We start from the raw sequence: 14704 nt of genomic DNA, 5'->3' as shown, positions 1-14704 counted from the left end.
GCCTGAATCTGGCATCGGCGCCCGCCCGCGACATCACCGGTGCGATGCATCCGATCGATGCCAGCTTTCACGCCTTAGTCAATGGAGAACAGCATGTCGAGAGATGCCAACGTCACGATCTATGTCACCTACGAAGGCAAGGCCGGTGCGCGCTTCGATCGCGCGTATTACGTCGACCGTCATTTGCCCCTTGTGATGCATCACTGGTCGCGCTACGGCCTTGTCGGGGTCGCGGCCTTTTTCCCCGCCGAGCAGCAGGCCGGGACGCTTGCGATCTGCGAATGCAGGTTTCGTGACGAAGCATCGGTCGATGCGGCTTTTACGTCGCCTGAAGCGCCCGCCGTGATGGCCGACGTGACACGCTTCACGGATATTGCACCGCGCCGCGTGCGTGCGACGGCGCTATAACGAGGCACCTGCGAAGCGAGTTCGGACGCAGCGCTCACTTCTTTCCTCGAATGGCTCATTGGGCAGTCCAGGCGACGCCCGACACGCGCGTTGGCTAATACGGTTCATCTGAAACGCAGGCTGAAGCAGCGTCGTCTCATGTTACGATCGACAAGCTCACTCGTGTGCAACCTTTGTGAACCGCCCCCCGATACCGAACTGATCCGCATGCCCATCAATTACCTTCGCGGTTTCACGGCGCCTGAGCGCAGCGACGTCGCGAATCGTCGCCTCGGGCGATCGCTCGCGTTCGTCGCGGGAGCAGCCAATGCTGGCGGATTCCTCGCTGTGGGCCAGTACACCTCACACATGTCCGGCATTGTTTCGTCGCTTGCCGATAACGTCGCGCTTGGCGACATGAATGTGGCTGTGGCGGGATTGAGTTCCTTGTTGTCCTTTCTGGTCGGCGCGGCCACGTCAGCGATCCTGATCAACTGGGGGCGACGCAGGCGCTTGCAGAGCCAATATGCGATGCCGTTGATGCTCGAAGCGTCGCTGCTTCTGATCTTCGGTGTTCTCGGCTCGAATCTCGAATCGCACCACGTGCTCTTCGTGCCGGCTACCGTCTGCCTTCTCTGCTACGTGATGGGACTGCAGAACGCTATGATCACAAAGGTTTCAAAGGCGGAAATCCGGACGACACACGTCACTGGTCTCGTGACAGATATTGGCATCGAGCTCGGTAAGCTGTTCTATTGGAACGTCGGGGCAATGCGGGGCGACCTGGTCTGCGGAGATCGACAAAAACTAAGGCTTCTCGGATCGCTGTTACTGTCGTTCCTGGTAGGTGGACTTACTGGCGCAGTAGGCTTTAGACACCTGGGATTTGCGTCGACCGTTCCCCTTGCCATCGTCCTTGTTACTCTCGCCGTTGTCCCCATCGTCGACGATGTGCGTGGTTATCGAGGTTAGGCGAAACGCGAGGCCGCATGGCTTGACGGGTTTCTGCATTCGCACGCGAAGCGGACGCAGATCGGCGGTAAGTTCATGCGGAATTCGCCAATCGACCAATCCGCCGCCACGCCATCACGATGAAAGCCAGCCACGCCCGATAGGCCATGCCAGCAGCTTTCTATACACCGCTATGAGACCGCGAGTCAGTGCAGCGCCAGACATCTTCCATAGCGGAGCGACCAGCGCATAGGCTATGCATGCAACGGCGACAGCGCCTGCCATGTCCAGCGGAAAATGCACTCCGACAAACACGCGCGCCCATGCCACGGCCAGACCCGCGAGCAACATCGACAAACCGTAGCGGCGCTCGCCGGCGAGCAGCAAGGTCAGGGTCCCGCTTGCCAACACGGTCACGTGGTCGCTCGGAAACGATGAATCTGGCGCGTGCTCGATAAAGGTATGGCCCAAGCCGATCATGAATGGCCGCGGATGCATCCACCCAAGACCGATCAGCTGATTGATGCCGAGCGCCAGCAGAACCGCACAACACACTCGCACTGCGGCGGCGCGTCGACGTTCGCCGCCCGAGAGCCACAACGCGGTGAGAAAAAGCGGCACGAGATAGATCACGTCATCGGCGATAAAGCGGGCTACGTCGATAAGCCAGGCGGGCGCCGACGGTGTCGCGTTGATCGACAGAAAGAGTGCGCGGTTCAGCGCTTCCAGTGCATTCATCGGTCTAGATCGCAGTGAAAATTAGTCGATCTTAGCCGCCAAATCTTATGGGAAGCTTAGGGCGCCACCAGTACAGTTTCGTGGTCCGGCGAGACCCCCCAGTGTCCGGCCGCGTGCTTCATCACATTAAACGAGTTTATGATTCGGCCTCCTACGGGAAAAGCGCGATCTCGAGTCGTTCGGGCTTTCGGTACCAAATCAACTGCGTCGAACACATACCGACAGGTTGCCAACGGTCGATCAGAGACATCCTTAAGAAAACCTTAAGCAAACCTAACGCTCGCACGCAATTAATTCTTGTGCAACCGGGCAAAATACAGCTAGTTGTAAGTCAACGTTCACGGACTCGACGCAAACACATTGCACATTGATGGTCCGGCAGGTTGTTCTGTTACCCATCAATAAGGACGAGACATGAACCGAAGAAGACCGCAATGGCCGTTGCAAAACGTGTTCTCCACTGTAGCCCTGACGCTGGCAGTATCTTGCGCAGCGAATGCATCTCCCGCCGAGGACCATCATCGCGGGCGAGACGGCGATCACGGCAGGCACAACGAGGTCGAACATGTGCTTCTAATCAGTTTCGACGGTTTGCACGAACAAGACGTAGCGCGATGCATCGCTTCTAATTCATGTCCCAACATTGCGCTTCTTGCAAAGGCCGGCACCACTTATACGGACGCTCATACGCCGGGTTTGTCGGACTCTTTCCCGGGGCTCGCCGCGCTCGTTACCGGCGGGTCGCCTAAGAGCGCAGGGCTTTTCTACGACGTGTCATACGACAGAACGCTATTCGCGCCTTCGGATTCGACGTGCAGCGGTCCGCAAGGCTGGAACGTCGTATTCGACGAAACCACCGGCATCGACGCCGAGAATGGCGGCGCACTGACGCATCTCGATGGCGGTGGCGGATTCAATCCACAGGCTATCCCTCACGCAAAGATCGGTGGCGTCTGCAAGCCCGTTTATCCGCACGATTATGTGAAGACCAACACGGTCTTCGAAGTCGTCAAACAGAACCTTCCTGGCGCGCGCACGGCCTGGGCGGACAAGCATGCATGGGGCTATGACTGGCTGAACGGCCCGTCTGGGCGTGGCGTCGACGATCTCATGCGAACCGAAATCAATTCGATCGACCCCGCGACCGGCACCGACTACACGGACGTCTATAGCCATACCGAGAAATTCGACGACTTCCACGTCGCGGCAATCATCAATCAGATCGACGGAAAGACATCGAAGGGCGATGCAGCGGCCAGTGTGCCTGCGGTACTCGGCACGAACTTCCAAACGCTGAGCGTCGCACAGAAGGCGCCGGTGGCGAAGGGCGGTGGCTATCTGGACGCGAGCTTCACGCCCGGCCCGCAAGTTGCGGCGGCCATCGCGTACATCGACGCATCCCTCGGTCGAATGGTGGCCGAATTGAAGCAGCGCGGGCTCTATCAGTCCACCGCGATCATCGTCACATCCAAGCACGGGCAGTCGCCCACGGATCACTCGAAGCTCGTGAAAAACGGCGACACGCTGTCGAAGCTCCTTGAATCGAGCAACTATTTCGATCCGGACGGCAACATTGGACAGGCGAATACCAAAAGCGGCAACCTCAACGACGGGACCGGACTCACAGGTACGGGCTTCATACAGACCGACGACGTCGGGCTCGTGTGGCTGCGCGATCAGAGTCAGCTCGCCGCCGCCGTCAAGACGCTTAAGGACAACCTGAGTTGCAATGCGCCAGGGATTTGCGCGGACGGCCCGCAGGCATATATTCTGTACGGCCGTCCGCTCGCCGCGCGCTTTGGCGATCCAGCGGGTGGCCGAACGCCTGACATCATCGTTCAGCCGAACCCTGGCGTCATCTACACGACGAGCACGAAGAAGGACGAGGAGCACGGAGGCAATGCGCCGGATGACAGCCACCTGGGCCTTGTCGTCTACATGCCTGGCGCGCCGGGTGCAGGCCGGGAGGTCAGTGAGCGCGTGCAGACAACGCAGGTCGCGCCGACGATTCTGCGCTTGCTCGGGCTCGATCCGAAGCTGCTCAATGCAGTGGTAATGGAGGGCACGCAGCCGTTGCCGGGTTTCGACGCGCGAAGGTTCTAGACGGTTCTGGCTGCGGACGCCGCTCGCAGCGTCCGCAGCCGCCGGGAACAGTAACGGTCCCCAACCACAGGCAATCGCCAGCGCGCCGTTGGCGATTGGTCTCGCAGCGGTGGGGGTCCGTTCACTCCGGCCTCGGTCGCGGCCAATGCGGCTCTGATCTGTCAGGATGCGCCCGGGGTTGATCGCGCGGAGGTGCATCGCCAGATCGACAATGAGGTCGTGGACTTCTTACGTTCAAATCTATAGCTCATCGGGGCGGTATCGTTTCACGGAGACGGCGGTGTCGACCGGGGCGCCATGACGCGCAGCACCGGACGTCCGTCGACGTTCTTCAGCGGGAAATAGGCACGATGCGTTGATGGATCGACAGCAACCACATGCGCATTGGGTCCGATGCGGCCTTCGCCGATTTTCGACACCGTTGAAGGCCCAACGGCAAACATCGACACGATGCCTGCCTCGCCGGCGATATAAAGCGTGCCCGCACCGGGATCGAATGCAATCACGTCGGGATCGGCGCCAACGTCGAATGACTGGATGACCTGCCTGGTGAGCAGGTTCAGCGTCAGCAGTCTGTCGTTGCCTTCGCACGCGACGAACGCGAGGTGTGGCTGCGAAACAATATAGAGGCCGTGATTGCCTCGCGCGCCCGGCAGATCGATCCGCGCGACGATTGCGTCCGTCGTTGGATCGATCTCGACGAGTTGTCCTCGTGACTGGACATTGACGAAGATATGACGGGACACTGGGTCGTACTGCGTGTTGCCGACTTCGCCGCCCAACGAGATCGCCTTGATGCGGCGATTGGACTGGGTATCGATTACGGTTTCAGTCCCACCTGTCTCGTCCGATACATAAAGTTTCCGGGTGTCCGGTGCATGGGCCATTCCGTCCGGATAGACGCCTCCCGGCATACGTGCAGTGATTTTCAGGGTGGTCTCGTCGATGGCAACAACTTCGTTCGTGCCGGTCGCGGACGCGTACACGCGCGACTGTTCACGTACTACCAGGACGCCATGAACGGCGGCGATGTTGCCAATTCGGGCGACAACGCGTGAGTGTTGGGTGTCGAAAACGATTACTTCGCTGTCGCCAAGGTGCGCGATGAACAGCAGATGTCGATCAGGATCGTAGCTTTCGTAATCGAGCCGGGTGGGGCGACCTGGCAGCGGGATGTCGGCGACGTGGGTCAACGGTAGGTCGGCCGTGAGTGGAGTCTCCGCAGCGGCCGTGCTGTCATGGATGGCCATTGCAGCAAGTCCGATCATCGAAAGAACGCCGAGCAGCTTCGCAATGCAGCGACGGTTCGAGAGAATACGGTCTTTCATGACGAATCTCCGCCGGACCTGGCATGACGAAATGCGGCGAGTACCAGTACCGGGAGAGCATAGGCAATTTTCAGCACACCGCACGCGACATCGGACGGAATATTTCGAAGCCCGCTCACGTTCTATTACCGAGGTTCGCTAGCCTTCGGCGCCGGAGAACCCGGCACCGTCGCTCGACGAGTCTCGCGGCAGCGCGGCCCTTTCGCGGAGAAACATCATGAACGACAGAAGCCATACCGTTTTTGTTCTGGCGGCGCTTGCGCTCGGCGTTGTGCCGCTGAGCAGTCATGCGGACCAAACGATCCACGTCAAACTCTCGGACAACATGATTCAACTCGATTCCGCCACGGCGAAGGCTGGGCGCGTCACGTTCGAGGTGAACAACGCAGCGAACGGCAATACCGAACATGAGTTCGTGGTGCTGAGGACAGACCTGGACGACGCGCATCTGCCGGTCCATAAAGGCGTGGTCACGGAAAGCCGGTTCAGGAAGATGGGCGAGGTGGAGGACCTTGCGCAGGGTTCGACCAAGCGCTTGTCATTGAAACTTGCGCCAGGACGCTATGTGCTGATTTGCAACCGGCCGGGGCACTATGAGATGGGCATGCACACATCGTTCGTTGTTGCGCGCTGAGGTTCGGGCCACAAGCGGCGTGACATCCGCCATGACTGCAAAGACGGTCTGGCATCAAAGGCGGTGATGTGAACATCAGCGTTACGGAACGAGCGGAGCAGGCAGGCACGGAAGGGATCGATGCCAATCCGGGTAAACTGCAGAGAGCCCACTGCTGCACACGGATCCGACAGATGAAAGATGAAAGATTGCTGGAGATGCGCGTCTTCAAGGCGGTCGTGGAGGCCGGGGGCTTCACCGCTGCGGCAAATATGTTGGGAGTGAGCCAACCGTTCGTCAGCCAAAGCGTCAACGCTCTGGAGCGAAGGCTCGGCGTGCAGTTGCTGCATCGTTCAACGCGCACGCAACGGCTGACCCATGAGGGCGAGCGCTTTCTGCTGTCCTGCAACGACATTCTCGAAAGCCTGGAGGAAGCGGAAGCGCAGGTCCGGTCCAGCGAGCCGAGCGGCAATCTGCGCGTCAGCGCGCCTCACGCGTTCGGCATGGATCAACTGGTGGCCGCGCTGCCAGGTTTTCTGTCGTCCTACCCAAAGGTATGCGTGCATTTTTCCCTGTCGGACTCCAACGTCAACCTGATCGAGGACAACTTCGACGTCGCAGTCCGCATGGGCCGGCTGCAGGATTCCTCTTTGCGCAGCCGAAAGCTTTGCGATCTCCAGCGCATCGTCGTGGCGTCTCCGGGCTATCTTGCCGCACACGGCACACCTGTGACTCCGCTCGGCCTGGCGAGGCACGCCTGCCTGACATGGGAGTCACCGCGCGAGCATCTCAACCTGTGGCCATTCATGATCAACGGCAGGCTCGAACGGGTCGCGGTACAGGGCAGTTTCCGCAGCACCGACGGCACCACGCTTTTTCAGCTCTGCGTGGCCGGCGTGGGCATCATGCGCCTCGCCGAACACCTTGCATTGCCCGCGATCCGCCGAGGGGATCTGGTGCCGCTCCTCCCGGAGTACCAGGCGAAGGACGACACCGCGATCCATGTCGTCTATCTGCCCGAGCGCCAACTGGTGCCGCGCATTCGCGCTTTTATCGATTACTTCGTCGACGTCTTCCGCGAGCCGCCCTGGCAGAAGCCATAGGCGCCGGAGATTTATATGGCGGCGTAATAAATCCTATTGCCCGCCACGCCTAGATCGGCGGCCGGTCTTTCCCTATCGTTAGCGACGCACGATCACCGCTACGACAGGAGACAGCATGAGCACCGGCACTGGAAAAATCGATATCAGCGCGCAGCAGGCCGAACTGCGCCGCACGATTTCGCATCCCTCGAACAATTCCATTTATCGCCCGAAGCAGGCAGGGCTGAAGTTTCCCGAGCCGCCCGACTTTTCGTCGTTCGCGCAGGAACGCCAGCACCGCAAGGAACGCCTCGTCGCCGCATGCCGCGCTTTTGCGCTGCATAAGCTCGACTATGGTTTCGCCGGCCACCTCACGGTGCGCGATCCCGAGTTTCCGGAGTTGTACTGGACCAATCCGATGGCCGTGCATTTCTCCCAGGTGAAACTTTCCAACCTGATTCTCGCTGACCATACCGGCAAGGTTGTGGAAGGCAAGTACGCACTCAACCGCGCCGGCTTCGTGCTGCACGCAGCGGTGCATGAAGCCAATCCCGACATTGTTGCGATGTGCCATGCGCACACGGTCTACGGCACTGCGTTCGCGGCGCTCGGACGGCCGCTCGACCCCATCACGCAGGACGCGGCGGCCTTCTATGAGGACCATGTCGTGATCAGGGACGAGGCCGGCGCGGTCGCGGTGGAGGAGGAGGCCGGGCTGTCGGTTGCCGACTATTTCAAGAACGTCAAGGCAGCCATTCACCAGAATCACGGCTTGCTGACAGTCAGCCGCCACAGCATCGAAGCCGCCGCGTTCTGGTTCATCGCGCTGGAGCGCTGCTGTCAGCAGCAGTTACTGGTGGAGGCGACCGGCATCAAGCCCGTCATGGTGCCGGAGCACAGTTCGCGCTACAGCCGTGAACACGTCGGCAGCGAATACATCGGCTGGCTGCATTTCCAGCCGATTTATGACCAGCTCGCGCAGACCAGCCCGGACATGTTCGACTGAACGGCCAACATAGGCCGTCACATACACAACAGACCGCACCGGCGCGACCAGAGCGCACCGGCCGCGGATCAAGGAGACAACGATGTTGAAGTCCACTTACGGCGATGTCGTCTCGCCGGCTCACAGCGAAGACCGGACCTATGCGAAGGTGACATGGCGGCTGATTCCTTTCCTCTTTCTCTGCTACGTCTTCGCTTACCTCGATCGGGTCAACGTAGGCTTTGCCAAGCTGCAGATGCTGACTGACCTCAAATTCAGCGAAACGATCTACGGCTTAGGCGCGGGAATTTTCTTTATCGGCTATTTCATCTTCGAAGTGCCGAGCAACATCGCGCTGCATCGCTTCGGCGCGCGAAAATGGATCGCCCGCATCATGCTCAGCTGGGGTGTGCTTTCCGGCGCGATGATTTTCGTGAAGACGCCCACCGCCTTTTACGCGTTGCGCTTTTTGCTCGGCGTCGCCGAAGCCGGCTTCTTTCCAGGCATCATCCTCTACCTGACCTATTGGTATCCGTCGTCGCGCCGCGGGAAGATTACCGCGATGTTCATGACCGGAATTCCAATTGCCGGCGTCATTGGCGGTCCGCTGTCGGGCTGGATTCTGAACAGCTTCAGCGGCGTGCACGGCATGGCGGGCTGGCGCTGGCTGTTCCTGCTCGAAGCGTTGCCTTCCATCTTCGGCGGCATTGCTGTGCTGCTGTATCTCGACGACAGGATCAGCGCGGCGAAATGGCTGACCGATGAAGAAAAGTCGCTGCTCGAGACGGGGCTAACGAAGGAGGCGGGGCACATCGAGGTGCATAGTGCGAGCGGTGCATTCACCAACAAACGCGTCTGGGTGCTGTGCCTGTGCTACTTCGGCATCATCATGGGCCTTTACGGCATCAGCTTCTGGCTTCCCACGCTCATCAAGGCATCCGGCGTAAGCGACGCTTTCAATGTCGGCCTGCTGACGATGATCCCCTACGGCGCCGCGGCCATCGCAATGGTGCTGCTGGGACGCAGTTCGGACCGGAGCAAGGAGCGTCGCTGGCATGTGGCGCTGCCGGCCGTGATCGGCGCGGCCGGCCTCGTGGCGAGCACGCTGGTACCGCACAACGTCACGTCGGCTGTCGTGTCCCTCACGTTCGCCACGATTGGCATTCTGGGAGCACTGTGCCAGTTCTGGTCGATTCCGCCCGCATTCCTCGGGGGCGTGGCAGCGGCCGCGGGTATTGCACTGATCAATTCGGTCGGCAACCTCGCGGGCTTCGTCAGTCCCTATCTGGTTGGCTGGATCAAGGACATGACGCACAGCACCGACATGGGCCTGTATTGCGTGGCGGTCTCGTTGCTCGTGGCGGCGGTCGTTGTGCTGACGATGCCAAAGGGCGTGGTCAACCGCTAAGGTTCTGCGGCAGCCGATCGACCTGAAAAGCGCCCATTTCCGGGCGCTTGCTGCCCGCAGCAACGGAGGAGCCGCGCTGGCACGAGCATGGCGTTGTGCGAATGCGTCAGCAGTCAGGCGACGAACGGCTCGTCCACCTGAACCCTGCCTTTGGCAAAGCGGCGATCAAATGCCGTAGATGTTCTCGCAAAACGCAACACTGGCGCCCAGCTTCCGGGACAGATCAGCGGCCGCATCCAGTTGCGGCCGATCCAGCTCGCCGGACGTGTGCGCCGCGCTAAGCCGCGACGCGGGACCGGAAAGCGTCAGCGCCGCCATGAACTTGTCGCCGGCGCCGAAGATCGGTACAGCGAACGCTGCTGTGTGCGCATCGCGCGCACCCGCGGTGAATACGGGCAGTGCTGGCGGCTTGTCGTAGATCGGTTCGCCGAGTCCCCAGAAACGTATCACCTGGCTAATGGCCGTGTCGTCGAGCGGCAGCGTCGTTCCGGCGAGCCGCGTTTCACGCAGACCTTCGGACGGCTCGACGCGAAACAGGCACAGCCGCTGCCCATTGTGATGAACGTAGTACGATGCGCTTTCTTTCGTCACCGTGGCGAGCGCATGCAGCGCCGGTTCCACGACCGTCGAAAGATGGAAGGACTGCTCGTACAGCTTGCCCAGGTACAGCACGCGATGTCCGAGCGAATAGTTGCCGGATTGAGCGCGCACGACATAGCCCATTCGCTCCAGCGAGTTCATCAGTCGATAGACCGTCGTCTTGTGCATGCCCGACGCTTGCGCGAGCATCGCGAGTGACTGTGACTCGGCTCCCGGCTTGAAGCAGTCCAACAGCGAAAGCGCTTTCTCGACTGCGACGACACCTTCGTTTCCCATTCCCGCCTCCCGTCATTCATCTCCGTTGATTGTACACAGTAAAACGACGGTTTATACCGTAAAATGGTAAACGCCAGTGGATCGGCGTGGCTGCTCTGGCTATAGTGATTTCACCCCGTACACTACTGTTGTACACAGTAAAACTCACGAACTGAGGTTGAATCCATGAGCACTATGTCCGCAGGCACTTCTCCCATTAATCGCAATATCGAGCGCGTGTCGCCGGAACTGGTCGAGGCAGCGGCGCGATATCAGGCCGCCATCCTCGCTGACGTCGCCGGCCGTCGCGGCACGCTCCATGGCCGGGTCAAGCCGCTGTCGCCGACCATGAAAGTCGCGGGCCCGGCCGTCACGGTCGAAGTGCGTCCCGGCGACAACCTCGCTATTCACGCCGCGCTGTCCATCGCGAAGCCGGGCGACGTGATCGTCGTCGACGGAAAGGGTGATCTCTCGTGCGCGTTGATCGGCGAAATCATGGCGACGCAGGCAAAGGCGAGCGGTATCGCGGGCATCGTCATCGACGGCGCCGTGCGCGACGCCCACGAACTCGCCAGAGGCGACTACCCGGTCTTCGCGGCCGGCCTGAATCCCTGCGGCCCAACCAAAAGTGTCGCGGGCCTCGTCAATGCGCCGATCTCGGCGGGCGACACGGCCATCAACCCGGGCGACCTCATCGTCGGCGACGCGGACGGCGTCGTCGTGATTCCGCGTAACGACGTCGCACGCATCATCGAACTCGCGCAGAAAAAGCTCGACATGGAAACAGCGCGCATCGCGGCGATTCATAAGGGCGACGTGCGTCCGGGCTGGATCGAGAAGGAACTGCGTGCCGTGGGCATGCTGGCCGAAGGCGAGGCGCTGTGATGCAGACGGCTTCGCATAAACCCGTCGTCCTCGTGACGGCCGCCGATCTCGCGCCGCAAGCGCTCGACATGCTGACCCAGTTCGACGTCGTGTTCGCGGGCAAGCAGCCCACCGAAGACGACATCGTCGCGCTGTGCGCCGAGCACAAGCCTGTTGCGATCATCGTCCGATACGGCAAGGTGAACGCCCGCATCATGGATGCCGCCGAAAACCTGCAAGTGATTTCGAAGCATGGCAGCGGCATCGACGTGATCGATCAGGCAGCGGCGGCCGCGCGCGGTATCGCGGTGCGCGCTGCCGTTGGCGCCAACGCGGCCGCCGTCGCGGAGCATGCATGGGCGCTGATTCTCGCGTGCGCGAAGTCCGTGCCGCAGCTGGATGCGCGCATGCGCCAAGGCCACTGGGACAAATCCACGCACAAGTCCGTCGAACTGGACGGGCGGACCCTAGGCCTCGTCGGACTGGGCGCGATCGGCCGACGCGTCGCAGCGATCGGCGCGGCGTTCGGCATGAACGTGCTCGCGTTCGATCCGTACGCGAAAGAAACGCCCGCAGGCGTGAAGCTGGTGTCGCTCGACGAGTTGTACGCGGCTTCCGACGTCGTCTCGCTGCATTGCCCGCTGACAGCGGAAAACCGCCAGATGCTCAACCGCGACACGCTCGCGCGGTTCAAGCGCGGCGCGATCCTCGTCAACACCGCGCGCGGCGGACTGATCGACGAAGCGGCGCTCGCCGAGGCGCTCGCCAGCGGCCAGTTGCGCTTTGCCGGTCTCGACAGCTTCGACGTCGAACCGATGACGCACCCGCATCCGTTCCAGCAGATCCCGAACGCAATCCTGTCGCCGCATATCGGCGGCGTGAGCGATGCCGCGTACGTGAACATGGGTAAGGGCGCCGCCGCCAATGTTCTCGCCGTCGTCGAAGAACACGCCCGCAACACAGCCTGAAGTCCGCAAGAGAAGACCCATCATGTTCTATCTCATCTCGCCCGAAATACGCACTGCGGAAGTCTTCACGCGTATGCCGGACAAATTCCGCAAAGGCGACGTCCAGACTGATTGGGCGCGTGCCAATCGCGGCGGCGTCGCCACGGACTCGTTTCTCGAAGGCCCCGTGTGGGACCCGGCGGGCTATCTGTTCGTCACGGACATTCCGCACGGCCGGGTTTTCCGGATTTCGCCGTCGGGCGAGTGGGAACTCGTCGTGCAATACGACGGCGAGCCGAACGGAATGAAGCGCTTCGACGATGCGCATCTGCTCATCACCGACTATCGCCAACGGCCTGATGCTGCTCGACATCGCGCGCGGCGAAGTGCGCCCGTTTCTCGAGCGGCGCAATTCCGAGCGCTTCAGGGGCGTGAACGATCTCACGTTCGACTCGAACGGCAACCTGTACTTCACCGATCAGGGGCAAACGGGACTGCACGATCCGACGGGCCGCGTGTACCGGCTGTCGGCGGACGGCAAGCTCGACTTGCTGCTCGGCAATTGCCCGAGCCCCAACGGACTCGTGCTGTCACCCGACGAAAAGATTCTCTTTGTCGGGATGACGCGCGGCAACTGCGTGTGGCGCGTGCCGCTTCAGGCAGATGGTTCCGTCAGCAAGGTAGGGCAGTTCTTCACGTCGTATGGCCCGAGCGGTCCGGACGGACTGACCATCGACACGCAAGGGCGACTCTTCGTCGCGAATCCGGGGCTTGGTCGCGCGTGGGTGCTGAACCATCGCGCGGAGCCCGTCGAAATTCTGACCAGTCCAGAAGGCGCTTCGCTCACGAATCTGTGTTTCGGCGGCGCGGACATGAAGACGCTGTTCATGACCGAGTCCGTTTCGGGAACGGTTCTCAAAGCTGAAATGACGATTGCCGGCCCGCTTCCGAAGCGGGCCGGGCGAACCGTCTGATCGCGCAGCGGGCGCGAGCGCCCGCGATACATCAATACATCTGCGCCGACAGAAGCGCGATGGAGGAGCAAGCATGACCATGTCGCACACCCTGCGCGCCGACGGTGCCACGCGCCAGACAGAAGCGCCGCCCATTGCCGGCATCGCGAGCGAGGACTACGCGGCCAGCGAGCGCACGCTCGCCAAGGCGTTCAGGCGAATCCTGCCGTTCATCTTCATCTGCTACGTCATCAGCTATCTCGACCGGACCAATGTCGGGTTTGCCGCGCTGACGATGAACAAGGATCTCGGTCTGACGTCCGAGCAGTTCGGCTTCGGAGCAGGACTGTTCTTCGTCGGCTATTTTCTGTTCGAGATTCCGAGCAACCTGATCATGCAGAAGGTCGGTGCGCGCGTGTGGATCGCGCGCATCATGATCACGTGGGGTCTCTTTTCGATGGCGACGGCGTTCGTCGTCGGACCGAAGAGTTTTGCCGCCGCGCGCTTCCTGCTCGGTCTCGCCGAAGCGGGCTTCACGCCCGGCATCTACCTTTATTTCACGCACTGGTTTCCGGGCAAGTGGCGCGCGAAAGTGACGGCTGCGTTTCTGGTCGGCATCCCAGTCGCGAACATGATCGGCTCTCCCGTTTCGGGCGCGCTGCTCGAACTCGGCGGCCTGCATGGATTGCGTAGCTGGCAGTGGTTGCTGCTGATCGAAGGCGGACCGGCCGTGTTGCTCGGCATCGCCTGTCTGTTCGTGCTGGCCGACCGCCCCGAAAAAGCGAAGTGGCTCACCGACGAAGAGAAGTCGTCGCTTGCGAAGCGCCTCGCGCTCGAACAGGGCGACATCGGCGCACGTCACGGCAGCACGCTGCGCGACGCGATGACCAACTGGCGCGTGTTCGTGCTCGCGTTCATCAACTTCTGCGGCATCGTCGGGTCGCTCGGCGTCGGCCTGTGGATGCCGCAAATCATCAAGCAGTTCGGCGTCGCGCACACGGTCGTGGGCTGGCTCACGGCGATTCCGTATGCAATCGGCGCAGTCGCGATGCTCTGGTGGGCGCGCGTCGCGAATCGCTCGCAGAACCGCATTCCGTATGTGGCCGGCGCGCTGGTCGTGGCGGCCGCCGCGCTGTGCGCGAGCACCTTCCTCGACGCGCCCGTGCTGAAGCTCATCGCACTCTGCTTCACGGTGAGCGGCATCCTCGCTTTCCAGGCGACCTACTGGGCCATTCCGTCCAGCTTTCTCACGGGGCGGGCCGCGGCCGGCGGCCTCGCGCTCATCGTCTCCGTGGGCAACCTTGGCGGCTTCGTCGGTCCGTCGATGATCGGCGCGCTCAAGCAGCTCTCGGGCGGGTTCACCGTGCCGCTGCTCGCCGTGTCTGGTGTGCTGCTGCTCGGTGCGCTGACCATCGCCTGGCTCGGTGACCCGGGCGCCGACGCAGGCGAAGCGCCGTCGGCTCACAAGGTCTGATCCACGCATTCAAAAC

At 61.5% G+C, this 14704-nt stretch carries 13 protein-coding genes and 1 pseudogene; 11 read left to right on the top strand and 3 right to left on the bottom strand.

Features of this window, described 5'->3' with window-relative positions; all coding sequences use genetic code 11:
• Positions 1-93 precede the first annotated feature (93 nt).
• Together SB753_RS03155 and SB753_RS03150 are read left to right on the top strand one after the other, a co-directional pair.
• A complete protein-coding gene (locus SB753_RS03155; RefSeq protein WP_310066678.1) occupies positions 94-408 on the top strand; it encodes an EthD family reductase in 315 nt (104 codons plus the stop codon).
• 207 nt (positions 409-615) lie between these two features.
• A complete protein-coding gene (locus SB753_RS03150) occupies positions 616-1359 on the top strand; it encodes a YoaK family protein (protein ID WP_408475778.1) in 744 nt (247 codons plus the stop codon).
• A gap of 114 nt (positions 1360-1473) precedes the next feature.
• Here SB753_RS03150 and SB753_RS03145 read toward each other — a convergent pair whose 3' ends face one another.
• Complete coding sequence (locus tag SB753_RS03145) at positions 1474-2076, bottom strand: phosphatase PAP2 family protein (protein ID WP_204521630.1); 603 nt, start codon at positions 2074-2076, stop codon at positions 1474-1476.
• Positions 2077-2490: 414 nt separating this feature from the next.
• On the opposite strand from SB753_RS03145, the gene SB753_RS03140 reads away from it, so the two are divergent.
• Positions 2491-4179 (top strand): alkaline phosphatase family protein, encoded by a 1689-nt coding sequence (locus SB753_RS03140; protein WP_204521629.1) that lies wholly within the window; start codon positions 2491-2493, stop codon positions 4177-4179.
• A 266-nt stretch (positions 4180-4445) separates the two neighbouring features.
• Here SB753_RS03140 and SB753_RS03135 read toward each other — a convergent pair whose 3' ends face one another.
• Positions 4446-5507 carry a hypothetical protein gene (locus SB753_RS03135; protein WP_410798914.1) on the bottom strand — a complete coding sequence of 354 codons (1062 nt, stop codon included), beginning with the start codon at positions 5505-5507 and terminating at the stop codon, positions 4446-4448.
• Between the two features lie 217 nt (positions 5508-5724).
• Between SB753_RS03135 and SB753_RS03130 the strand changes: the two genes are divergently transcribed.
• From SB753_RS03130 to SB753_RS03115, 4 genes are all read left to right on the top strand, one after another.
• Entirely contained in the window at positions 5725-6141 is a 417-nt protein-coding gene (locus tag SB753_RS03130) for a cupredoxin domain-containing protein (protein WP_088173844.1), read from the top strand.
• A gap of 173 nt (positions 6142-6314) precedes the next feature.
• Entirely contained in the window at positions 6315-7223 is a 909-nt protein-coding gene (locus SB753_RS03125) for a LysR family transcriptional regulator (protein ID WP_020070950.1), read from the top strand.
• A gap of 115 nt (positions 7224-7338) precedes the next feature.
• Positions 7339-8208: a class II aldolase/adducin family protein gene (locus SB753_RS03120; protein WP_410798912.1), complete on the top strand. Its 870-nt coding sequence runs from the start codon at positions 7339-7341 to the stop codon at positions 8206-8208.
• 82 nt (positions 8209-8290) lie between these two features.
• Entirely contained in the window at positions 8291-9595 is a 1305-nt protein-coding gene (locus tag SB753_RS03115; protein ID WP_087751142.1) for an MFS transporter, read from the top strand.
• A gap of 165 nt (positions 9596-9760) precedes the next feature.
• Here SB753_RS03115 and SB753_RS03110 read toward each other — a convergent pair whose 3' ends face one another.
• Complete coding sequence (locus SB753_RS03110; protein WP_410798910.1) at positions 9761-10471, bottom strand: IclR family transcriptional regulator; 711 nt, start codon at positions 10469-10471, stop codon at positions 9761-9763.
• A 165-nt stretch (positions 10472-10636) separates the two neighbouring features.
• Here SB753_RS03110 and SB753_RS03105 point away from each other — a divergent pair, with 165 nt between their 5' ends.
• From SB753_RS03105 to SB753_RS03090, 4 genes and pseudogenes are all read left to right on the top strand, one after another.
• On the top strand, positions 10637-11335 hold the full coding sequence (locus SB753_RS03105) for an RraA family protein (protein ID WP_027805086.1): 699 nt from the start codon (positions 10637-10639) through the stop codon (positions 11333-11335).
• Entirely contained in the window at positions 11335-12282 is a 948-nt protein-coding gene (locus SB753_RS03100; protein WP_408166496.1) for an NAD(P)-dependent oxidoreductase, read from the top strand. The genes SB753_RS03105 and SB753_RS03100 overlap by 1 nt, the downstream gene beginning before the upstream one ends.
• A gap of 22 nt (positions 12283-12304) precedes the next feature.
• Positions 12305-13235: pseudogene (locus SB753_RS03095) on the top strand (SMP-30/gluconolactonase/LRE family protein).
• Positions 13236-13308: 73 nt separating this feature from the next.
• On the top strand, positions 13309-14688 hold the full coding sequence (locus SB753_RS03090) for an MFS transporter (RefSeq protein ID WP_408166492.1): 1380 nt from the start codon (positions 13309-13311) through the stop codon (positions 14686-14688).
• Positions 14689-14704 lie beyond the last annotated feature (16 nt).

The organism is Paraburkholderia sp. SIMBA_053 (genome assembly GCF_046534895.1).
Classification (GTDB): domain Bacteria; phylum Pseudomonadota; class Gammaproteobacteria; order Burkholderiales; family Burkholderiaceae; genus Paraburkholderia; species Paraburkholderia caledonica.
Note: the sequence above shows the minus strand (reverse complement) of the source record. Positions and strands in the feature narration are given on the sequence as shown.